The organism is Photobacterium aphoticum, assembly GCF_001029435.1.
Classification (GTDB): Bacteria; Pseudomonadota; Gammaproteobacteria; order Enterobacterales; family Vibrionaceae; genus Photobacterium; species Photobacterium aphoticum.
In genome coordinates this window covers 204083-226705 of the sequence record NZ_LDOV01000037.1, presented here as the reverse complement: position 1 = coordinate 226705, position 22623 = coordinate 204083, and the positions used below count along the sequence as shown (strand labels likewise).

Annotated in this window: 13 protein-coding genes; 7 read left to right on the top strand and 6 right to left on the bottom strand. The window is 52.6% G+C overall.

Features of this window, described 5'->3' with window-relative positions; genetic code table 11:
- Nucleotides 1–499 precede the first annotated feature (499 nt).
- The 3 genes from ABT58_RS19485 (at nt 500) to ABT58_RS19475 (ending at nt 2993) form a co-directional block, all read left to right on the top strand.
- The gene (locus ABT58_RS19485; protein ID WP_047876108.1) at nt 500–1555 is read left to right on the top strand and encodes a PTS fructose transporter subunit EIIC; all 1056 of its coding nucleotides are present in this window, start codon (nt 500–502) and stop codon (nt 1553–1555) included.
- A gap of 21 nt (nt 1556–1576) precedes the next feature.
- A complete protein-coding gene (locus tag ABT58_RS19480; protein WP_047876107.1) occupies nt 1577–1891 on the top strand; it encodes a PTS fructose-like transporter subunit IIB in 315 nt (104 codons plus the stop codon).
- A 259-nt stretch (nt 1892–2150) separates the two neighbouring features.
- Entirely contained in the window at nt 2151–2993 is an 843-nt protein-coding gene (locus ABT58_RS19475; RefSeq protein WP_047876106.1) for an AraC family transcriptional regulator, read from the top strand.
- A 118-nt stretch (nt 2994–3111) separates the two neighbouring features.
- On the opposite strand, the gene ABT58_RS19470 is transcribed toward ABT58_RS19475, so the two are convergent.
- Nucleotides 3112–3906 carry a MurR/RpiR family transcriptional regulator gene (locus ABT58_RS19470; protein WP_047876105.1) on the bottom strand — a complete coding sequence of 265 codons (795 nt, stop codon included), beginning with the start codon at nt 3904–3906 and terminating at the stop codon, nt 3112–3114.
- A 241-nt stretch (nt 3907–4147) separates the two neighbouring features.
- On the opposite strand from ABT58_RS19470, the gene ABT58_RS19465 reads away from it, so the two are divergent.
- Nucleotides 4148–6628: a beta-mannosidase gene (locus ABT58_RS19465; RefSeq protein WP_047876104.1), complete on the top strand. Its 2481-nt coding sequence runs from the start codon at nt 4148–4150 to the stop codon at nt 6626–6628.
- Nucleotides 6629–6805: 177 nt separating this feature from the next.
- On the opposite strand, the gene ABT58_RS19460 is transcribed toward ABT58_RS19465, so the two are convergent.
- The 5 genes from ABT58_RS19460 to ABT58_RS19440 form a co-directional block, all read right to left on the bottom strand.
- Nucleotides 6806–9478 carry a glycoside hydrolase family 38 N-terminal domain-containing protein gene (locus ABT58_RS19460; RefSeq protein ID WP_047876103.1) on the bottom strand — a complete coding sequence of 891 codons (2673 nt, stop codon included), beginning with the start codon at nt 9476–9478 and terminating at the stop codon, nt 6806–6808.
- 28 nt (nt 9479–9506) lie between these two features.
- Nucleotides 9507–9953 carry a PTS sugar transporter subunit IIA gene (locus ABT58_RS19455; protein WP_047876102.1) on the bottom strand — a complete coding sequence of 149 codons (447 nt, stop codon included), beginning with the start codon at nt 9951–9953 and terminating at the stop codon, nt 9507–9509.
- 9 nt (nt 9954–9962) lie between these two features.
- Complete coding sequence (locus tag ABT58_RS19450; RefSeq protein WP_082211173.1) at nt 9963–11522, bottom strand: PTS fructose transporter subunit IIC; 1560 nt, start codon at nt 11520–11522, stop codon at nt 9963–9965.
- 229 nt (nt 11523–11751) lie between these two features.
- Nucleotides 11752–13893, bottom strand: coding sequence for a penicillin-binding protein 1C (gene pbpC / locus ABT58_RS19445; protein WP_082211172.1), 2142 nt, complete (start codon nt 13891–13893; stop codon nt 11752–11754).
- 47 nt (nt 13894–13940) lie between these two features.
- The gene (locus tag ABT58_RS19440; RefSeq protein WP_082211171.1) at nt 13941–18677 is read right to left on the bottom strand and encodes an alpha-2-macroglobulin family protein; all 4737 of its coding nucleotides are present in this window, start codon (nt 18675–18677) and stop codon (nt 13941–13943) included.
- Nucleotides 18678–18950: 273 nt separating this feature from the next.
- On the opposite strand from ABT58_RS19440, the gene ABT58_RS19435 reads away from it, so the two are divergent.
- The 3 genes from ABT58_RS19435 to ptsP all read left to right on the top strand — a co-directional run bounded on the left by ABT58_RS19435 (nt 18951) and on the right by ptsP (nt 22435).
- A complete protein-coding gene (locus ABT58_RS19435; protein ID WP_146147204.1) occupies nt 18951–19313 on the top strand; it encodes a hypothetical protein in 363 nt (120 codons plus the stop codon).
- 303 nt (nt 19314–19616) lie between these two features.
- Complete coding sequence (locus ABT58_RS19430) at nt 19617–19928, top strand: PTS fructose transporter subunit IIB (RefSeq protein WP_047876099.1); 312 nt, start codon at nt 19617–19619, stop codon at nt 19926–19928.
- A 17-nt stretch (nt 19929–19945) separates the two neighbouring features.
- Nucleotides 19946–22435, top strand: a complete 2490-nt coding sequence (gene ptsP, locus ABT58_RS19425; protein ID WP_047876098.1) for a phosphoenolpyruvate--protein phosphotransferase — start codon at nt 19946–19948, stop codon at nt 22433–22435.
- Nucleotides 22436–22623: the final 188 nt, after the last annotated feature.

The window sequence follows — 22623 nt, the reverse complement described above, 5'->3', positions numbered from 1 at the left end:
AGCCATCTCTCCGTAAGTGCGGCGAATAATAATGGCTCATCGAAAACTTGTAAACCCCATGACGAATCAACCGCTCACAAATCAATCACACCTATCTTCCATTGCTGTTTTCAACATCAAATCATCGGAAATAATTGATATTCAGCCGAAAAAAAAGCATCACGTCTTCGTCACCTCATCCGCATGAAGGCACGGCCATCCGCTTTTGGCTGGACTTCCATCGAGTCACTGGATTTTTAATACACTCGCCTTTTTACGACTGAATACCCCGCCATAGCGTGATCCCGCTCACTCCCCGCCTGAGAGGTTAATCACAACTCATTTCCGACGATACAAAAGTCCAGCTAATGCCTTATTTATCCAATAGTTTGGCGCATATCCCCGTTCCATAATTACAGCCGAGATGATATCCCTCGCCCGTCATCTCCCGCTCTGACCAATAAGGTTGTGATTACAGCCAACTAAAAAAATAAACCCTAACAAGATGGAGTGAACAAAGATGAAAAGCCAATTGTCGGTCCTCAAACGGCACCTGCTCACCGGTACCAGCCACATGCTTCCGTTCGTCGTCGCCGGTGGTGTATTGCTTGCCCTTTCTGTCATGCTTGGCGGTAAAGGTGCGGTGCCGGAAGGCGTGTTCCTCGAAGGGTTATGGGACATGGGTATCGCGGGCTTTACATTATTTGTCCCTGTACTGGGGGGCTACATTGCTTACTCCATCGCTGACCGTCCTGCTTTAGCACCGGGCATGATCGGCGCTTATCTGGCAAATCAGGTTCAAGCCGGTTTCCTGGGGGCCATTATTGTCGGCTTCATCGCCGGTTATGTCGTACTTCAACTTAAACGTATTCCGCTGTCTAACAAGCTCAAAGCCATTTCGACTTACTTCATTTTACCGATTGGCGGTACGTTCATTGTTTCTGCACTGGTGATCTGGGTGATCGGTGCACCTATCGCTGCCGCGATGGAAGCCATGAATAATGGCCTGCAAGGCATGGCGGGGGCGTCAAAAGCCGTACTGGGTGTGATCCTCGGCGGCATGACCGCATTTGATATGGGTGGCCCTATCAACAAAGTGGCGACCTTGTTTGCCCAAACACAAGTCGGTACCCAGCCTTGGCTGATGGGTGGCGTCGGCATTGCCATCTGTGTACCGCCACTGGGCATGTTCCTGGCTACGTTGCTCTCACCGAAACGTTACACCCCTGAAGAGCGTGAAGCCGGTAAAGCAGCGGGCATCATGGGTTGTATAGGAATCACCGAAGGCGCGATCCCGTTTGCTGCCGCCGATCCTGTTCGTGTTATCCCTTCTATTGTTGTTGGCGGTATGGTCGGCAACGTGGTGGGCTTTATGTTCAACGTCCTTAACCATGCCCCATGGGGTGGCCTGATTGTGTTGCCAGTGGTGGATGGACGTCTCTTCTATATCGTCGGTATCGCGGCGGGAGCATTGACGACCGCCTTAATGGTCAATGCATTGAAAAAACCGCTACACCAACGTCAAGACACGGTTGCCTCAGAAGAGGATGACAGCCTGGAACTTGATTTTAACTAAGCAATACTCTGGAGAATAATTATGAAACTACTTGGCGTTACGTCTTGTCCATCGGGCGTTGCTCACACTTACATGGCAGCAGAAGCATTGGAAATGGCCGCCAAAGCCAAAGGGTGGGAAGTCAAAATTGAAACACAGGGCTCTATCGGTATCGAAAATGAAATCCTGATGTCTGAAGTAGCTGACGCGGACATCATCGTCTTGACCAAAGATATCGCGATTCAGCAAGAAGAGCGTTTTAACGGCAAGAAAATTGTCCGTATCGCGGTGGCAGATGCCGTAAAGAAAGCCCCGCAAATCATGGATAAAATCGAAGCACATTTAGCAAGCATTTAATTTGCAAAGACTTAATTTGCAAAGGCTTTATCGCTTCGCCTTGGAAGTCTTGCCCGCTTTCAAGGCGATTTTTCATCCAATGGCAAACAGCTGTGCGAAACAATGTACGGCAAAACGATACCCAGTTAACATTTTACAGACTAACACATCGCCACCACCGGCATTCTGTATGACAATTCGTGCCCAGATTCTTGGGCGAGCTCATAGGCGATAACCCTATATTTTGGCATCGCTGGTAGGTGATAAACAGGCTAACCGTATGAAACACACTTTTACTGATCTCATCAACACGATGATTTCAGACCCGTCTGTCTTTAACCGGGTCTGGTTCGCGGGTGACGATATGCCACCACCAGAAGCCAGCTACCAAGTTAACTTCCCGCGTCTTGAACTGGTGTTCAAAGGCCAATACGAAAACCTGCTTGAAGCGCCGCATCAGCAACTGCAAGAAGTGATCCTCGGTGCCGGCGATGCGCTGTTCATTCCCGCTAATGCTTGGAATAAACCCAACTGGAACCAGGAATGTTCTGTGCTCAGTCTGCTGTTCGGCAAAAGCCAATTAGGATTTAGTTTGGTCAGCAAACGGGCTGATGGGGAAGGCTTTGACGATGTCATCAAGTACAGTGTGCCGCAACGTACCGGACGCGCGATTGATCATATCCTGACAGCGCTGTCTACGCTGGCGCATGAGAAGCAAAAACAACCGGCCGATAAATATTTGCTGCTGGCTCTTCTGAGTTACTGCAAAGACATGATTGAACAACCGCAGGAAGATGCGGGCCGACGCAGCGAAGATTTGTTTAAAGGCGTCTGCATTTACGTGCAGGAAAACTTCCACCGCAACATTAATCGCAATACGGTGGCGGCGCGCTTTAATATCTCACCGAACCACTTATCACGCTTGTTCCGTCAGGAAGGCCACATGCGCTTTGCCGACTACATTGCGTGGGTACGCCTTGAACGTGCCAAGTTCATGCTGAAACGCTACAACTTCCGCTTGGAAGAAGTGGCTCAACGTTGTGGCTACCACGACCCGAATTACTTTTGCCGTGTCTTCAAACGTAAAACCGGCAAAACACCGACCGAATACCGCTGCCATTAATGCTGCTCGGTTAAACCCAATCCCATAACAATAATAACCTAGCTCCAACCTTGCCCGCCCGAGCGGGCTTTTTTTCATCTGCTGACAACCCGGTGCAACGAATACTCAGACATCGTCATCACGTCATGAACAACTGCTCGGTCGCCACCCAGTTTTGAATGGAGTCGTGATAATCCGACACATACTGGTAATAGATATGATCAATCGCCATCAAAATAGGCATCTGACCGGAAATCATCCCAGTTAATTCTTCGCCATTGAGCGAGGCGGTCAAGATGGTGGCATCGACCACTGGCAGCAATTTGGACTTTTCATTGGCGGTCACGCACAACACGGAAATACCACGAGCTTTCATATCTTGCGCACAGCGTAACATGCGATCGTTATTGCCTTTTAATGTCAGCAATATCACCAATGATCCCGGTGCTAAAATCGAACTGACCATTTGCATCGAATCGCTGTCTTGCACCACTTCGACAAACTTACCCAAACGGGTAAAGCGGAACTTCAAATCAGCCCCCGCCAGCGCGCTGAAGCCGGAGCCAAACACATGAAAAATGTCATGATCATGGATCGCGCGACTAAATATCGCTAATTGCTCGGGATCCAATCGCTTATCAAACGCTTGCAGTACATCCACATAATCATGATGCAACGAACTCTGCTGTGCCACATGCTGCGGTTGATCCGCTTCCAACTGCTGCTGATACAAGAACAAAAACTCTTTAAAGTTATTCAACCCCACTTTTTTACAAAAACGGGTAATCGACGCCGTTGAGACACCGATCTCTACGGCTAACTCTTCAATGTTCTTTACCGGCTTGCGTGCCAGAAAGTAGTCCGCCACCTTGGTGTCGGTACTGGTAAATTTGATCCGTGCGTACTCAAACAACACCGAAATATCTTTGTTCATGCTAATGACCTTCGCCCTGACATTGCCAACAAAAAAGAAAACAATTTCAGCATAATAGCGCAGGCAATCTAAATCCGTGATGAATACTGAAAATATTTTCATTGTTTTGCGTGGTCATCTCACATCACAAAACGAAAAAAAGGGTACATATGTCCAGTTATTGCTACGTTAATCCTATCCTCGCCGCCCTGACTGCCCCCTATACTGGCCTCAATATCGGCACATACAACAGGAGTTTTCCGTGTCTACTTTCTTACTGGACGGTGAGTGGCAACTGACCTCGCCACAGCATCCTCATATTGCGATCCCGTGTGCCCTGCCGGGCGATATTCACAGTGCCTTGATCACGCACAACACCCTACCCAATCCGTATCTTGGCTGTAATGAAAAGGATGTACAGTGGGTCAGCGAGAGTGAGTGGGTACTGACACGCACCTTCGATTACGACCCTCGCTGGGCAGACATGCATGCGCTGGATCTTTGCCTGGCATTTGTCGACACCATGGCCACCATTACCCTCAACGATCAGGTTGCTCTGCAGTGTGACAACATGTTCCGCCGCTACCGCGCCGATGTGCTGCCGTTTGTTCAAGAGGGCGAAAACCGCATCACAATAACGCTGGCAAGAAACGATGTAGAAGCTGCCAAGCGTGCTGATAAACTGCCGTTCCCTGTGCCATGGGCGGTAGGCAATAACCAAATCCCCCACATGAACACCCTGCGCAAAACCCAATGTCACGCAGGTTGGGACTGGGGGATCTGCCTGTTAGTCAGCGGCGTGTATGACTCGTTATCTTTAGAGCCGATTCAACACACCCGTCTATTACAGACACGTACCACACAAACATGGCTGGATGACGGCAGCTGCCAACTCACAGTGACAACTGACTACGAGCAAGTGGTCGCCTGTGATACTCCCGCCACATTGTCCTTGTGCTTTGATGAGCAAACACACCAGATTGACGTACCCGCAGCGCTTACCGGCACACATCAGGTGCAGCATACGTTCACGATTACCGATCCAAAACGTTGGTGGCCAGCCGGTTATGGCGAACAACCGCTGTATCCGCTGACGGTCTCACTCAACGAGCAAAGCATCACTAAGCAAATCGGCCTGCGCAAACTCACGCTGGATACCACGGTAGATGACATTGGCAGCGCCATGACGTTCATGGTCAATGACTGCGCCATTACCGCCAAAGGCGCGAACTGGATCCCGCTTGATGCCCTGCCGGCACGCCATACGCCGGAACGCTACCGCCGTTTATTGGAAGATGCGGTCGCAGCCAACATGAACATGATCCGCATTTGGGGCGGCGGCATGTATGAACACGACATTTTCTATGAGCTGTGTGATGAATTAGGGATCCTGATTTGGCAGGATTTGATGTTTGCCTGCGCGCTGTATCCATCCACACCGGACTTCTTGGCCGATGTGGAAAAAGAAGTGCGCGATCAGGTACGTCGCTTAGCGGATCACCCGTCACTGGCGTTGTGGTGTGGCGATAACGAAGTGATTGGGGCGATTAACTGGTACCCGGAATCGCGTGCGAACCGCGAGAAATACGTGGTGAACTACGACCGCCTTAACCGCATGCTGGCACAAACGGTAGCGCAAGAAGATCCAACCCGCAGCTTCTGGGCCAGCTCACCGTGTAACGGCGAGTTAGATTTTGGTGATGCATGGCACGATGATAACTGCGGCGACATGCACTTCTGGGATGTGTGGCACTCGGGCAAATCGCTGGATGCTTACCACTCCGTGAAACCCCGCTTCTGCTCGGAATTTGGCTACCAGTCATGGCCTTCGTTGCCGACGGTAAAAACCTATGCCGAGCAAGAAGACTGGAACGTCACGTCACCGACCTTTGAGCAGCATCAGAAAAACGCCCGAGGTAACAGCATCATCACCGAGATGTTCACGCGTTATTTCCGCTTTCCGAACACCTTCGACAACATGCTGTACCTGAGCCAAGTACAACAGGCGCTGGCAATCAAAACCGCCAGTGAATTCTGGCGCGCCCACAAAGCCCATTGTCGTGGCATTTTGTACTGGCAGTTGAATGACTGCTGGCCGGTCAGTTCATGGTCGAGCATTGAATATACCGGCCGTTGGAAGCAACTGCATTACCATGCCAAACGCTTCTTTGCTCCACAACTGGCGACCTTCATTGATGATAACGGCACACTCAGCCTGCATGCCGTCAACGATAAACACCACAGCATACCGACACAGGGCCAAGTCATGCAGATCTGCTGGGACGGCGACGTGATGGCCACGTGGGATATTGAAACGACGCTTGCCGCAGACAGCAGCGCCATTGTATGGACGGCACCTGCGACACAAGATGCCTCAGTCGCTGACGCGCGTGAGTACTTCTACCATGTTCGCCTGCAATGCACAGATCAAAGCGGTGAAGAATGCGTGATTGAAAACAGCCACTATCCCGCCTTGTTCAAGCAAGCCAAATTAGAGCACGCTAACCTCACCTGGCAGATTACTGAGGATGACAAAGGCCTATGGGTAGATATCGACACCGATAAACCGGCGCTGTTTGTCCATCTCGAGTTTGAAGGCGAAGGCCGCTTTGATGCCTCCAGCTTCACGTTATTACCATCGGCTATTACCGGGCAAACCAAACGCGTGCGCTATGAAGGCGATGTAACCGCCGAGGAATTAGCGAAGAATTTGCGTATTTATCACCTGCGTGAGACGTACTAAAAACTCATGCCGTCATGCCGATAACGAAGGCTGATACCTAAAACGGCTCATAAAAATCGAAAGGGAAGCGATATCCAACTTGATATCAGCTTCCCTTTTTATTTTCTGGGAGCGCACAAATAAAAAAAAGCCGGCAATGAATGCCGGCAAACATCACTAACAGTGGAAAGGGACGGATCAACGAACGATAAAACTGCGGATCTGTTTCGGTTTGAAGTGAACCAACGGCACCGTGCCTAAACACACCACGGGGGTGGCGACAGGGTGTTCACATAAATTCACTTCGACCATTTCACGGAACGCCATCGGCAAATGTAACTCACCGGCCGAGGCGACGGTCTGCGAACTCGGGTTGTACACGCGGATCAACACACCGTCACCCGACATGGTCGGTTTCAAGGCGCTCAGCACCAATTCATCGGATTGCAGAGTGATCCCTTGTGCGTGATCGGCGACCTTGTGCGTCAACGGATGCATCACAAAGTACTTGAGCGTGTTGGTAAATTGATTGAGAGACTGCGCTTGGTACGGCAACACATCCACCGCATACTGCTGCCAGGCGCGCTGTATCGCCGCCGCATCAAACTGACGGTCAATCACCACCGCAAACTCGGCTTCAATAGGGCCGCGTAGTTGGCTATCTGGCGTTGGGATGTATTTAAACTGCTGACCCGACGCAATACCCGGACGGCGTTGCAGATCCGGCTTGCCTAACCAACCCACACCTCGGAATAACGTCAGCGCCAGCTGGTTATCCGCGCGCATCTCATACTCTTTGACGCCTTTGGCCAGCACGGTGAGGCTCATTTCATCGTTGTGTAGGTTCGCCATGTGCAACATCGGGTAAATCGGGCTCGGCTCTTCCTTCCAGCCAGCTTCACGCCAATCATGCAAATGGGCCGGCGTATTGGCACGTTCCACCACACCAAACGGCGTATCTGACCACGAGGTTTCGGTATTAAACGGGGCGCTTACCACCAATTGCACACGGTGATCATCGACCTGATTATCCAGTTCAACCCGCATCGTCAACGGACTGGCTGCATCACTCAGGCTGATCGCCAAGCTGTATCCCATGTGACCATTACACAGCCGCTCAGCACGGGCCGTCAAATCTTGCGGCAGCGCCCACTCACCTTCAATAAACAGGGTCTGTAAGTGCTGACCTTGCTGAACAGAGAAGCGTGACTCTCGCCAATCAAGCGTTAATAACCAATCTTGTGCTGGCGGTGAATAATCGTACGTGTCACCGTCATCCCCCATATCCAGCAACGTCAGGCAGTTCGGCCACGCTTGCTGTAATTGGTGGTCAAACAGCGTGATTTGGCCGTCTTTTACCGACAACTGGTAGCGATCATTGCTGATGCTGATCTCACTCTGCGTCGTCGCATCACATGGCGTCAACGCACAAACGGTGAGCGCTTCCTCGACTTGAGCGTCACGCACCTGAATGCTAACAAAGCCCGACGGTGGCAGCGCATAATAGAAAGCCACCTGCGTTTGGTAGTAATAGAGTGACGGATCATTCTGGCTTGGATCGCGCTGAATACTGCCCCGGTAAATAGGCTCTTGTGCCAATACATCAAAGGCAATGGGATGCCCGTTGATATCCTGCAACACAAAGTGTGGCTGCTCCGTGGCAATGCTCATCTGAATTAACGGCTCGCGCCCAAATGGCAGGGTATTGAACAGGGTGATACGTCCATCAATGCCGCCTTGTGCCGCTTGCGGTTGCGAGTCAGCCAGTTTACGTACAAGGTAATCCACTGCCGAGCCCGACATCTGATCGGCCTGCTCATAGCGTGCCAAGATGATCTTGTTGGTCTTGTCGGTGTTACAGCCACCCGCACTATCGTGGGCGTGGTTACGCATCAAGACTTTCCACACTTGATCCAACAAGGTGCGTTTAGGCTTAATGCCGTGCTGCGCCGCCATCACCATCAAAGGCTCTAGCTGGTAGCACAAACGGCGTTCAATCTTGTCATTGAAGAATTTATGATCGTAACGGGATGAATAAATGGAGCGGTGGATCTTCGAAACCTGCCCGTCTATCAATTCACCACTAATCGTCGGCCAATCGCGCCCTTCAGCGTCTAACGCTTTAAAGAGCTGATCGTAGCTGCTTTCTACCAGTTCATAGTCCGCCGTCGACTGATTACATACCGCCAACCGTGAAGCAATCTCTTTGTCGACATAGCGTTGATCGCCCCCCAGCGGGATGGCGATATTGTTTGCGAGCGTGCCTTCTTCGGCTTGTTGGCACAGCGGCGTTGGATCGTCAAAATCCATCACGTAAGAGCCGACAAAATAGCCGTTTTTGATGTTGTAACCACGGACCTGACTGCCGTCTTCGCATGTCCAGATGAACTCGCGCGTCGGGCAAACATCCGTCGAAAGACCACGCCAGAACACGGTTTTATCAATGCCGACCCCACGATAAATTTTCGGCATGTCGATGCTTTGACCGAACGAGTCCGGCACGTAGCCGATTTTCATCACCGGACCAAATTGTGCGCCAATCTGCATGCCCATCGCCAGGTTACGGACGATGGACTCACCACTGATGATCAGCTGATCAGTCTGGCTGTACCACGGGCCGATAATCAATTTTCCGTCTTGCACCAAGCGGGTAAACCGCTCGGTGTGTTCAGGACAATGGGCCAGATAATCTTCCACGATACTCAACTGACCATCCAACAAATAGGTTTGTGTCTGGCCGGTTTCCAGTGCCGTCATTACCTCATCCATATGATAAATCAGCTGAATGAGGGATTCGTGTGTCGAGAAATACCACTCAAAATCCCAGTGGGTGTGGGGAATGACATGGCATGTCTTTGCGGTTTTATCCATTACTGCTGCTCACTTCCGCCCATCAGGATCATGCAATCGCACTGGCAATCGCGTTTTGTACATCATCGGCATTGCCGCTCTGTAACGTATCGCGGAATGGCTTGCGCATCATGCAGCGCGACAAGGCACCTAACATGCGCAAATTGTCGGTATCGCCCGATTCTGGGATCGTCAGCGAAATCACCGTGGTCACCGGCTGCTCATCCATGGTTTCCCATTCAATCGGGTGAGAGAAGCGCACCACAAACGCGCCGGCATGTTTCACAGTGCCATGTTTGCAATGGGGAATGGCCATGCCTCCCATCAGTCCGGTGCTGCCGTGCAGTTCGCGAGCTTGCAGGCCAGCAGCAAAAGCATCGGCATCCTCCACGTAACCACGTTCATGGGCTTTGGCGGCAATAAAGGCGAAGACCTCAGCTTGAGTCGTGGATGTGGTATCCAACAAAATATGTTCTGGGTGGAATACTGTTTTCATCGTGTGTCCTTACTGTGCCTGTGCTGCGGTTGCGGCTGCAGAGGGAGCCAGCGTGCCGTTATCGTCCGTTTGGGTGGTAGTGGTTGTGCTATCAGCAGGAATGTTTTCCTCAACCGGCTTGCGCCAGAAACCGATAATCAAAGCGGTTAACGTGATACCGGCAAAGGTACACAGGATCCATGTCACGAACGGAATTGGCTGCTCGATATAACCGACGAACGTACCCAATGGTGAGCCGATACCACCGTAGAATTTCACATCAAAGAAGCCCACTAAGCCGCCCGCTAACGCTGAACCGGCCACACTGGCGGTGATCATCTGTACTGGGTTAACCGCTGCAAATGGGATTGCCCCTTCTGTGACGCCCACAATACCCATACCAAAGGCAGATTTTGCGGAGATTTTCTCTGTTGCCGTGAACTTGTTCTTAAACAGCATGGACGCCAGGAAGATACCCAATGGTGCCACTGAAATCGCCGCTTGTGCTGCAGTACCCGGTACAAAGTTCGCGCCTTCAATGCCGTATTTAGCGACCGTATCCGTAAAGACAGCGGTACCGAAAATCAGGGCAGTTTTGTTCACCGGGCCACCGAAATCGAAACCAATCATGGCACCGATGATTGCACCAATAATGAAGGTTGATGCGGAATAGGTGTTGGTCATCCATGTCAGCCAGTCATACATCGCACCCATGCCAGATGCGATGGGGCCACCGATACCGTACTTCACGACAATGGTGATAAAGAACACGCCGATGAGTGGCAAAATCATGATTGGCACCAGTGGCTGAACAATTTTCGGCCATTTAATCTTTTTCAGTGCACGCATGAAGTAGCCCACAATGAAGGCCACCAAAATCGCCGACAGGAAGCCACCGCCCGTTTCCGTGCCTAAGAAAGCCGGATCATTAGCGATATACGCACCGATCATCGCAGGGGCAATCGCCGGACGGGACGCAATGGAGTTCGCCACAAAGCCGGCAAACAGTGGGATCATCAGGGTAAAGCCGACTTTACCGACCTGGAACAGGTGGTACATCAAGTCGCCAACCGGATCATTGCGGTCAAAGCCCCACGCAACCATGCGGCCTAAATCGTCTTTCTGAAAGGCAAAAATGTTAGCAATCGCCAGCAACAGACCAGCGGAAATCACCATCGGCACCATGTACGAGATCCCGCTCATGATGTGCTGAATGAAGCCATTTTCACTGGATTTACCTAGCGTGATATTGCCAATTTCCGTGCCTTTACTGCCAAAAATGGTGCCTTCTTTCAGCGCCAATGCCACCAGCGCGTTGGCATCTTTAATCGCTTCTTTCGGACGGGTTTTGTACACCTTCTTGCCGACAAAACGGGCCATCTCGATTTCGATGTCCGACGCGATAATGACCACGTCTGCCGCTTCCACATCCGCTTCCGTCAGGACATTCTCAGCCCCGATCGAACCTTGGGTTTCCACTTTGACTTTAAAGCCGTGCTCGCTTGCGGCGACTTCAAACGATTCTGCTGCCATGTAGGTGTGCGCGATCCCAGCGGCACAAGCAGTAATTGCAACAACGTTATGACTCATTTCACCATTCTCCAGGTAAACAACCGTCCATTTGATGTCGCTTATTCTGATAATTTTTTCACCATATGTATGAGATCGCAGACACAAAACCGATAGCACTGAAAAAATTTACACAACATGGCGCACAAAAATGGAAACCTAACAACACATCAAGGATTGGTGATGAAAATGAAGAGAACAATAAACAGGAAAAAGAGATCAGGGTGGAACATGAAAAATTCAGCCAGTATCAGCGCCCATGCACCACGATAGTCTTCACATCGCACTGGGCCTCTAAACAGGCACTTACAGTGACAGGCCCTTCGTAGCGGTTTAAGGTCAGCGCGGGCTCGCTGTGTGGCTGATGGTTCACGTACCACACCAGATCATGACTGTCGGTATTCGCCACCAGCGGTAATTCTTTCAGTTGGTCAGTGAAATAATGCTGGCCGGATTTAATATGCTGAATTTCAACGGGCTGTGAATCACTGCCCCCCGCAGGTCGGATCCCTTTCATATGCTGCCAATTAGCCAGCTGAGTCGGCCAGGTGATCGCCGATAACGACGGCCGCATAAATTGCCCGTCGGTTTGTAAGGTGGGCGGCGTAATACCGCGCACCGTATAGGCCTCTTTTTGAATCGCACACTGATCAGCTGGTGTCGCGGCTTTGGCTTTCCCACCCGGCCAGCAAATCACCTGCTTCACCACCGAGGAGGGCCGCGTTACCTGTCGCTGATCACGCGGCAGTTGATCAAAGGTATCAAACATCAGTGGCGCGGCTTGGGTTGCGCCCAAATAGCCCACCACCGGACTGGCATCGGGCCGGCCAATCCACACCCCAACGGTATAATCAGGGCTCACACCGACCGACCAAAAATCCCGGTAGCCGTAACTGGTGCCGGTCTTCCATGCGATTTGGCGACGAATGGTCGGCACCACCCGATCCGGCGCGGTGATTTCACTGAGCGTTTTATAGATGATCCAGCTGCTGGCGGGAGAGAGCAATGTTTGGCCGGCAGCCTCATTGTAAGGATTCAGGTATTCCGGTTGCCATATCGTGCGCAGCGGTTGTACCTGCCCGCCAGTGGCCAATGAGCGGTATAAGCTCACGAGAGTCAGCAAATCCGTTCCGGTGCCGCCCAATCCCACCGACAAGTTCGCTTCTTCATGGTCCAGTTGGATCCCCACCTCGGCCAGCTGCATATCAAACGCTTTCGGGGTTAAGGCATGAAAGACTTGGATCAGCGGAATATTCAGCGACTGCTTGAGCGCTTCATCCATACTGATCGCGCCTTGAAAACGGCCGTTCAAATTACGCGGTTTATAGCCCTGAAAGACAGACGGAATATCACTGAGCAAACTGGCAGAGTGGATCAGCCCGTTATCCAACGCCATGCCATAAATAAAGGGCTTGAGGGTTGAGCCGGGCGAACGGGTGGCTCTGGGCATATCCACATGAGAAAAACGGGTGAGATCGGCAAAATCTGCCGTGCCCTGATAGGCAATAATTTCTGCCCGCTGATTATCGACCACCACCACAGCGGCCGAGCTTTTCACCGGCAGTTGATGACGCAGCAACGACAACAACCGCTGCACCCGCTGCTGAATGCTGTGATCAATGGTAGTACGGATCACGTCGGCTTGCGGCGCAGCTTGTTTGAGGTGACGACTCAGCAACGGGGCCAGTATCGGCCGCTTTTGCATATGTAAGCCGAGGGATTCTTGCGTCAGGAAACGCACACTGCGCGCATCCAGTAGATCGCTTTGCGCCAACCGATGCAGTACTTTGTTACGCATCGCTTTGGCCCGTTCAGGGTAGCGATCCGGCCGGTAATAGGACGGCTTTTGGGGCAACACCACCAGCAACGCCGCTTCTGATTGGGTCAGGGCATTGGCCGATTTGCCAAAGTAGTGCTGCGCGGCCGCTTCTACCCCTTGGATGTTGCCACCAAACGGAGCGAGATTGAGATAGAAACCGAGGATCTCTGTTTTGCTGTACGTCCATTCCAACTGCAAGGCACGGAAGGCTTGCTTGATTTTGCCAGGAATAGAACGCTGATGCGGGTCAATCAAACGCGCCACTTGCATGGTTAAGGTAGACCCACCGGAAATCACCCGCCCATGCATCATCCATTGACCGGCGGCACGGACTATCGCCAGCGGGTTGATCCCCGGATGGACATAGAACCAGCGGTCTTCGTAATGCAGTAAGGCGTGCAGGTAAAACGGGGTTACCGTCTCCGGTGAGATACGGTAACGGCGTACTCCTTGCTGATCGGCAAAGGCACGCAAAATCTGGCCGTCACGGCTCACCACTACCGTGGCGGGGCCGTGAGGATAAATCGGGGGTAACGGGAAGCACGCATTGAGCACCGCCATCACGACCAGCATGATGCCGACAAGCGCTGCGGTGCCTCCCGCCCATTTACCGATACGGTTTATGGGATCACCGTGATCATGTCATCAGCTGCGTTCCCTTTATTTACCATACCCATCCCCTTCCCGCTCCCAGCGCCTGCATCAACATCGGCATCCAGCTCTACCCCTATTTTTAGTGGCGGCGTAATAACCGGAGCGGTAGGCGTCGGCAGCGTCTGCCAGTACACCGCATGTCTTTCTGGGGTGTACATGCTTTCCAGGAACATCGGCGGTACGCTGTACTGACCCGGGACTTCTGCGCGCAGAATGTAGCCGAAGGTGTACGTAGATCCTTCCGTAAAACGGTGTGAGACCACAAAACGATCGTTGCGGTATTCCACATGGTTCGGGTTATCCAGCGTGAAGTTGTTTGGCATTAAGGTCTGCAAATCAAACCCAGCGGTCAAACGGGGATTTTCCAGCACAAAGCCAGCCGGAATACGCTCAATCAGCAATCCGTCTTGCACCCTTTCGTTGAGGTTCAGTTGCAACACCACCAATACGCGATCCCCCACTTTCACGGTATGGCTGGCCAGCGGTTTACCGTCTAACTGGTACCAATGGCGTTTCATGAAATGGATCTTCAGGGTGTTGGCCGGATTGGCGCGATTCGATAATGATTTATCGGCAATCACGTAACCGCCCACCTGCAAATTCACGTATAGTGGGAAGCTGTTCGGGTTCGACAATGTCATCCCCGGCACCGTTGCCACTTCCAGCATGCCGGTTTCGGTCAGGTTTTTTCCCTCGACATCCACGGTGATCGGCGCTGCCAGATTACTCGCTTCACTCAACATCGCCGCCTGCAACAAGGCTCCACGCTCTTGCGTACTCAGCCATGATTCACCGGCTTGTTCATCGATCGCTTTTTCCAACACGCTGGCTTGCAGCGTTATTGCCTCGTTGCTCAGCATCGGGATGGCTTTGAGTGTTTCCAGTACCGCTACCGCTTTGGCGTTATCACGCAATACCGAACCGTAATCATCCATGTAAGCCTGTGAACGTTTCACGGATGCTGCTTGTTTGAGCATGGTCAGCGCTTTGCTGTGATCGCCCACTTGCGCATAACTGGCCGCCATGTGCAGGTAACTCAGCATAGACGGATACGTGGTGATTTGCAGCGCTTCCAACTGACTCCAACGTACTTTCCCTTCGCCCGCCAGCACATAAGCCGCATAGGCCAGCGCACTGTTCGCCGCTTCGGTATTGTCCGTCATGTGTGGCATGTATTCAGGGTAATTCAGGTATTCTTCCAGACGCGCCAACGCACGATTACGCATGCCTTCTGGTACTGTCCCTGCGTACGTACGCTCGGTCTGTAGCAGGAAGTCCGTTACGTAGGCCGTTAACCACGGGTATTCATTACGCCCGCCGTCCCACAGCGAGAAACCGCCCTGATAGGTTTGCATCGCTTTTAACGCCATCACGGCCTGATAGAGCACCGCTTGATCGGTCAGTTGCTTATCACGGGTTGTGACACGACCCTGCTGGCTATTCTCGAAAGCTTCGGTTTTAAAAGCTGTTAACGCCGGATGCTGATACAGATACGGCATCGCTTTACTGGTGGTCTGCTCGGCACACCCGTATGGATAGCCGTACAGCGCACGGGCTTGCTCTGCCACATTCAATATTGGCGTACGGCTGATCAGTACATGGCCTTCTTGCCCGGCAATGGTTTGCAGCCCTTTCCAATAATCAGCTGTCAATGAAAGGTTTTCATTGGGCTTGATCCAGTGGCGACTTCCTTTGCTAACCCATGGCATAACACGCTTCACCGGCACGGTCCAATCACGGGCAATATCCAATGCCTCGTTCTGTGCTTGCAGTGCCAACACCACATGGCGGGTATCGCTGTCTGTCGCCAAGGTAAACGGCACGCGATAACTCACATGCTGCCCATCGGCCAAGGTCACCGAGGTCGGGATGGGTTGGACGGCTTCGGCCTCTCCAGTCTGAGTATTCGCCTCTGCGGCCTTACCCAGTGTGACGCCGGCATTGCTGCCCAAACGTAATGCCAAGGTTTGCGCTTCACCGCTGAGGTTATGCAGATCAACAGTCACGCTGGTGGTATCGCCCGGGATCACAAAGCGTGGCACGCTGAGTTCTGCCACAATCGGTGCCGCAATAGTGGTATCGTCCACCGCGATCCCCACTTGGGTGCCGTTGTACACGGTGACAATCACTTGCCCTTCCCCGTTGTAATCAGGCATATCAAAGGTGACTTCCGCACGGCCATTAACCACTTTGGCCGGCGCTGACATCAGGATCACCGTTTTGCTTTCGACGAGATCATCATTCTTGTTATCCGTTCTGCTCATTGCATCACTGCCGTAACGCGACTGGGCATACGGGTTCGGACGCAAATCATACAAGCGTGAATACAAGTCCACGATATCCGCACTATAACGACGCTGGGCAAAGAAATAATCGAATGGGTCTTGTGGCATGAAACGGCTCAGGTTGATGATACCCTTATCGACAATCGACACCGTTACCCAGGTATTGTCCGCCTGCTCAGGGGCAATATGCTTCACTGTCACCGGAATGGTTAATGGCTCCAGCGGGCGAACCACTTCAGGCAACGTGGCTTTCGCCTCCAAACGGCGATCATCACGATTGAGGGTAACCGGCACGATGCCAAAATAGCGTTTCGGCGTATTGGCCTGCATCCCCGTCAGCGTAGTCGTCAGATAAATATCGTGACGGGCCAAGTCTCGGGAGATCGGCACACGAATGATTTGTTTGCCTTTTTTCACCTTCACACGGGTCGACCATTCACGCTCATCGGTTTCCAGTGTCACCAACATGCTGCCGGCAATCGGGGCGGTGATGGTCGCTTTAATGGACTCACCCGCCGAGTAGGACGCTTTATCTAACTTGATGTCGGCATGTTCCGGCTTGGCTTTGATCTGTTCGCTGCCTTCGTACCAACCCGCGTAGAAGCTGTAAGTACTCGACATGCCCGTGTCGTTATGGGTCACGGTGATCAGATAATCGCCCCACGACACAGGCAACGACAACTCGGCCATTTTGCCCGCTTCTACCGTGACGGTTCGTGTCGCCATGCGACGCCAGCGATCTTGCTTCTTGCGACTCCAGCCCACGCCTTCTTCATACAACCAATAGTGCGTGCCTTGATCGTAATCCAGAGTGACGGTCAATTCCCCCGCTTGCAGAGTTTGGCCATCGGCACTGATCAGCCCTAACGCAAAGGTCGCATCCGAATCGTAACCGACGTCTTTGGTTGCCGGTAAAATCCCCGGTACCGCCGCATCTTGCCACGACACATAACGCAAGGAACGTTGTACCGCCGCACCGCCTGCTTCCAGCAAGGCAAAATTAGCGGTGGTCGCGACCGGACTCTTTAGCGCCTCTTTCGCCGGGGTCGGCAAGAGCACCGTCACTTCCCCGTCATCCGACAAGGTCTGGCGCTCACGGGTCTCGTACATATTCTCAAGTTGCTGAGGGTGGCCGACATAAAAGGCTTCAAACGGCCCCGGCAGGTGTTGCACCGGTTGGAACACCAATTCAGTGGTCAACACGTTGCCCGCCGCCGGACTCCCAAACAAGTAACGGCCTTTCATGTCGACACGCAGATCGTTGCCGGCCGTCACCAATGGCGCAGGCGCGGTAAAGGTCAGATCCATGCGCTCCGGCACAAACTCTTCCAGCATAAAGAAGAAACGGCTGATCGGTTTCTCCGCGCTCGGGTCAAGGCGCACATCCACTTTGTAACGGCCCGTCATCCAGGTCGCCGTCGTGACTAACTCACTGAAGAAATAGCCTGCGGCCTGTGGCTTTAACTGGCGAGTCAGAATCACTTCATTGCGCGGGTTCAGGACACTGACGGTGATCGGCGTGTCGCTCAGTGCGCGTCCATCCTGATCGCGCAACAACACGTTAATCGGCAAGGTTTCGCCCGGTTTGACCAAATCACGGTTACTGTAGATCAGCGCTTCTGTGGTCTGATAAGCACGACCACCAACGGCGTGATCCGACAAATCCAGCGGCACTTCACGCAGCGGCAAAATGCCCACATCGGCTTTTTGCTTACCGTCTGCCTTGGCACGAACCATCACCACATCGGTCGGCTTCAGTGCCATCTCAAACACCGCCATGCCTTGTTCATCAATCTCTGCGGTTTGATGCAACTGGTGATCGCGATACAGCTCAACCATGCCGTTTTCAATGGCTCTGCCGTTGTTCAACCACGTTAAGCTAAACACCGCTTGCGACGCATACACGCGCGCCTGAATGCCGACATTGGTCAGCAACATGTGTTTGGCTTGAATTTCATAGAAACTGCCCGGCGCTTTCAATACCACCACGTACCAGCCAGAGGCAAAATCGTGCGGGATCGGCAAACGGGCCGAGGTCGCGATATTGTCTTTGCCCGGCGGCAGACGAAAACGCTCGGCATACACACTTTTGTACGCGTGTTTAAGTTGCTCCAGCGTGTACGGACTCGGGTTATCCAGCAAGTACTGCTGATTGAGGAACGTCTCCGGATCGGTGATCGCCAAGATCTCCACATCCACTTCCGACAAATTCATCGCCGTGATGGGAATTGACTGGCTGTTGGAACGCGGCACTAACGGGCCATTACCCACAAACGCCACATACGGGGTTTGCAACGCAGGCTGGTCAGATTCCGTTTGCTGCACGGCCGTGGCGCTGGCGAGCGATGAATACAGCGTCAATAAAAAGAGCCACAGGGCAGCGTAACACCACCTTGCGGCCGTCGACGGGGTCGGCATGGACATTCTCCTTGATCCAAAAATTGCAGTCCTTTACGGGAGGGATGTGCAGTGCGCGCAATTCGCAATCACACATCTTCTCTATTATCCTGAAATAGTAGACTGACGTATGGTTACCGGCCTCACATTTCGACCCAATGCACACATTTCTGTGAGGATGTATACGCGTAGCGGATATGGCCTGCAAAATGCGTCGCGAACGGTGAATTCCATTGAACCCAGCGGCCGAGTTATGCCACTATCATGAACGGTTGCACATCATACAGGGAGTCCATGATGACATTGATACAAGCCGCCTTAACTGTTCCTGCTCATATGCTGCCGGGAGGAATACACCCGCAAGCAACCTCGTTTGGCTTTCAGGAACTCAGCAAAACACGCACCGCCCACAACACCCCCGTTGATCTTGTCACGTTTACCTTCAGCTCACCCAAAGCCACAACCAATGAAGACCACTTTGACCAAGCCTTAGAGCATTTCCTCTGGCATCTGGCCAAAGGGACCCCGTACCAAGTCGACAAATCCTTCAGTGATCCCGCGATCAACGAGTGCCAAAGCTACCACTACAAAAACAATGCATTGACCATGCGCCGAGCACCGTTATGTGACATTCTTTCCACCAATTCAGCATACTGAACCCGTTTATCTTCCCTCTGGCCCATCCCTACACGGCCAGCGCCTTAAAAATGCTAATCGCCGGGGCAACACCACCCAATGAGGTCGGCCTTGCCCCCTATTGCTCCCCGCCCTTCCCCTTCTGTTTTCGGTGCTTTTTCAGTCACCATACCGCCTAACTGCGCTCCGAATGTGCAATGCGATCCTTATCACGCTTGCAGCGCAAGGTTACAAATATCCAGTAAAGGGTTGTTTTGTCTTCTATCAGCCCCCCTCGCATCGGCCTATATTGGCACTATTACCTGCCCTGACTGGAGAAAAACAATGAGAGTGGTAGCCATTACCGCCTGCCCTACAGGCATCGCCCATACCTACATGGCGGCCGATAAATTAACCGATACGGCCAAACAACTGGGCTTCACGATCAAAGTGGAAACCCAAGGGGCAATGGGGATCGAAAACCGTCTCACTGAACAAGATATTCAGCGCGCCGACATTGTGCTGGTTGCCGCCGATATCAACATCGAACACCGTGACCGCTTTGCCCAGCACCGTTGTCTGGAAGTGACGATTCAAGATGCTCTCCAGCATCCACGCCGTGTTTTCTCTCAATGTCAGCAGCTGTTAGCACAATAATTACAAGGCAGTGATCCATGAAGCATGAACTTTCTTTCCGCTGTACGCTCCCTAATGGTATTCACGCTCGTCCGGCCAGCCACTTAGAGAAAGCTTGCCAACCCTTCCAGTGTCAGATCACCTTGATCAACCACCGTAACGGCAACCGAGGCAACGCCAAAAGTGTACTGGCCATTGTCGGCACCGACACGCTGCTCAATGATGACTGCACCTTACTGTTTGAAGGCGCAGACAGCACCGAAGCCCTCGCGACCCTCACGCCGTACATGACCGAGGTGTTTCCCTACTGCGATGAAGCGTTAGCCATCACCGGAGAAGCGGACACTGTGGTCATGCCGCAATCACTGATGCGCCTGCAGCCAAATCTGATCCACGGCACCCGCTTAGCACAAGGGATCGCCCACGGCACGCTGGTGAGCTTTCAACATATCGATTTGATGCAATTCGCCACCCCGTCACAAGGGGATGAGTACGACCGCTTCAGCGATGCTCACCAACAGGTCACAGCGAACCTGAATCAGGCGATTGCCCAAGCCAGCGCACACGAGAAAGCGATTCTGGATGCCCATCTGGCTATCTTGCAGGACGCCACGTTTGTCAATGGGATCACCGCGCTGCTGCCGACCCACTCTACCGCTGATGCGATTTTAGCGATGGTGGAACAGCTTTCCGCGCAATTACAGCAATCCAGCAGTGCTTACCTGCGCGAACGCGTACTGGATATTCGCGATATCGCCACCCAGTTACTGCTGGCGGCTTACCCGCACGTTGAGTGCCAACGCGATTTCGTTTTAACTGCGCCAAGTATTGTGATCGCCAATGATCTCACGCCGAGTCAGTTTTTGGCGTTAGATAAAAATCGATTGCAAGGCTTGATCCTGACGCAGGCGGGCAGCACCTCACACACTGTGATTCTGGCCCGTGCGTTTAACATTCCGACCCTGTCAGGCATTGAACTGAACGAGTGTGTGCCGGCACTCAATACGCCCGTGTATCTGGATGCGCAGTTGGGTGTGGTTGCGCTTCATGCGAATACTGCCGTACAACGCTATTTCAACCGTGCGCTGGCACTGCAAGCCAGTCAGCAGCAACGCCAACACAGCTTTGCCATGCAGGCCGCGCACACGCTAGACGGCCATCACATTGAAGTGGCGGCCAATATTGCCTGCACCATAGAGGCCGATGCCGCCTTCCAACAAGGCGCAGAAGGGATCGGCCTGTTCCGCACCGAAATGCTGTTCATGGATCGTCCGCAAGCGCCGAACGAAGAAGAGCAAGTCCAGCACTACCGCGATGTACTGACCGCCGCCAACGGCAAACCAGTGATCATCCGTACTATGGACATTGGTGGTGATAAGCCGATTGATTACCTGGATTTACCGGCGGAAAACAACCCTTTCCTGGGCTACCGTGCCGTGCGTATTTACCCGCAGTTCCTGCCACTGTTCCATACGCAGCTACGTGCAATTTTACGCGCCTCTGCATACGGCAACGCCAAAGTGATGATCCCGATGATCCAGAGCATCGAGGAAATCCGCTGGGTGAAAGCCCAATTGGATATCGTGAAAGTCCAGCTGGACAACGCAGGTATCGCCTACGATACCAACCTGCAATTGGGGATCATGGTAGAAGTACCGTCTGTGGCCTTCATCATTGACCAGTTCTGCCAAGAAGTGGATTTCTTCAGTATTGGCTCCAATGACATGACCCAATACTTACTGGCTGTCGATCGCGACAACGCCAACGTCGCTCCCCTCTATAACAGCCTGTCGCCGGCCTTCCTGCGCATGCTGGGGCTTATCGTAGAAACGGCGCATCAGCATGGCCGCTGGGTAGGATTATGTGGTGAGTTAGGGGCTGACACCCGCGTCTTACCGCTGCTGGTCGGTGCCGGCTTGGATGAAATCAGCATGAGCGCACCAAAGATTGCCGCCGCCAAAACGGCGCTGCGTGAATGGCGCCTTGAACACTGCCAAAATCTGTTTGCCAACGCTTGTCAGTGCTCGACCATTGCCGACGTCAATGCCTTATTGGATAACGCCCAACGTGAACAAGCCAACAAGCCGTTACTGGGCGTGGAATGCATGTTCACACAAGCGGATTTTGCCAGCAAAGAAGAGGCGATTCAGGCACTGGTTGGCAACCTTGGCGTGACAGGCCGTACCAACGACATTTACAAATTGGAAGAAGATATCTGGGCCCGTGAAGCGGTGTTTTCGACGGGGTTGGGCCATGGCTTTGCGATTCCGCATACCAAGTCGGCCAACATTCTGCATTCCAGCATCAGTATTGCAAAGCTCAATGCACCGATTGACTGGCAATCCGATTCGGGTGAGGCGGATTTCATCATCATGCTCACGCTTAACCATGAGCAAGGAGATCAGCACATGCGCATTTTCTCCAGCTTAGCGCGCAAACTGATCCACCCAAGCTTCCGTGACAGCCTGAAAGCCTGTGAGAGTGGTGAAGCGATGATCGCCCTGCTGCAGCAAGAACTCGCGCTGTAAGAAAAAGCGCTATTAACGAAAAAGGTCGCCGTGTTCCCCCTCGGCGACCTTTTTTTGCAAAGAGATAATCCAGCCCTTTCAACTGCCAGAGATACCAGTGAGTAACACCATATAAATAAAGGCAAAGCAAAGATAAACGAAAAAATACGCGGGAATATAATACCGTAACGAGATATACGGTTTAATCC

Coding starts and splice junctions, on each gene's coding strand:
- ABT58_RS19435 (WP_146147204.1), top strand. CDS start 18,951: ATGATGACATTGATACAAGCCGCCTTAACTGTTCCTGCTCATATGCTG.
- ABT58_RS19475 (WP_047876106.1), top strand. CDS start 2,151: ATGAAACACACTTTTACTGATCTCATCAACACGATGATTTCAGACCCG.
- ABT58_RS19455 (WP_047876102.1), bottom strand. CDS start 9,953: ATGAAAACAGTATTCCACCCAGAACATATTTTGTTGGATACCACATCC.
- ABT58_RS19480 (WP_047876107.1), top strand. CDS start 1,577: ATGAAACTACTTGGCGTTACGTCTTGTCCATCGGGCGTTGCTCACACT.
- ABT58_RS19450 (WP_082211173.1), bottom strand. CDS start 11,522: ATGAGTCATAACGTTGTTGCAATTACTGCTTGTGCCGCTGGGATCGCG.
- ABT58_RS19470 (WP_047876105.1), bottom strand. CDS start 3,906: ATGAACAAAGATATTTCGGTGTTGTTTGAGTACGCACGGATCAAATTT.
- ABT58_RS19460 (WP_047876103.1), bottom strand. CDS start 9,478: ATGGATAAAACCGCAAAGACATGCCATGTCATTCCCCACACCCACTGG.
- ABT58_RS19430 (WP_047876099.1), top strand. CDS start 19,617: ATGAGAGTGGTAGCCATTACCGCCTGCCCTACAGGCATCGCCCATACC.
- ABT58_RS19485 (WP_047876108.1), top strand. CDS start 500: ATGAAAAGCCAATTGTCGGTCCTCAAACGGCACCTGCTCACCGGTACC.
- pbpC (WP_082211172.1), bottom strand. CDS start 13,893: ATGCTGGTCGTGATGGCGGTGCTCAATGCGTGCTTCCCGTTACCCCCG.
- ABT58_RS19440 (WP_082211171.1), bottom strand. CDS start 18,677: ATGCCGACCCCGTCGACGGCCGCAAGGTGGTGTTACGCTGCCCTGTGG.
- ptsP (WP_047876098.1), top strand. CDS start 19,946: ATGAAGCATGAACTTTCTTTCCGCTGTACGCTCCCTAATGGTATTCAC.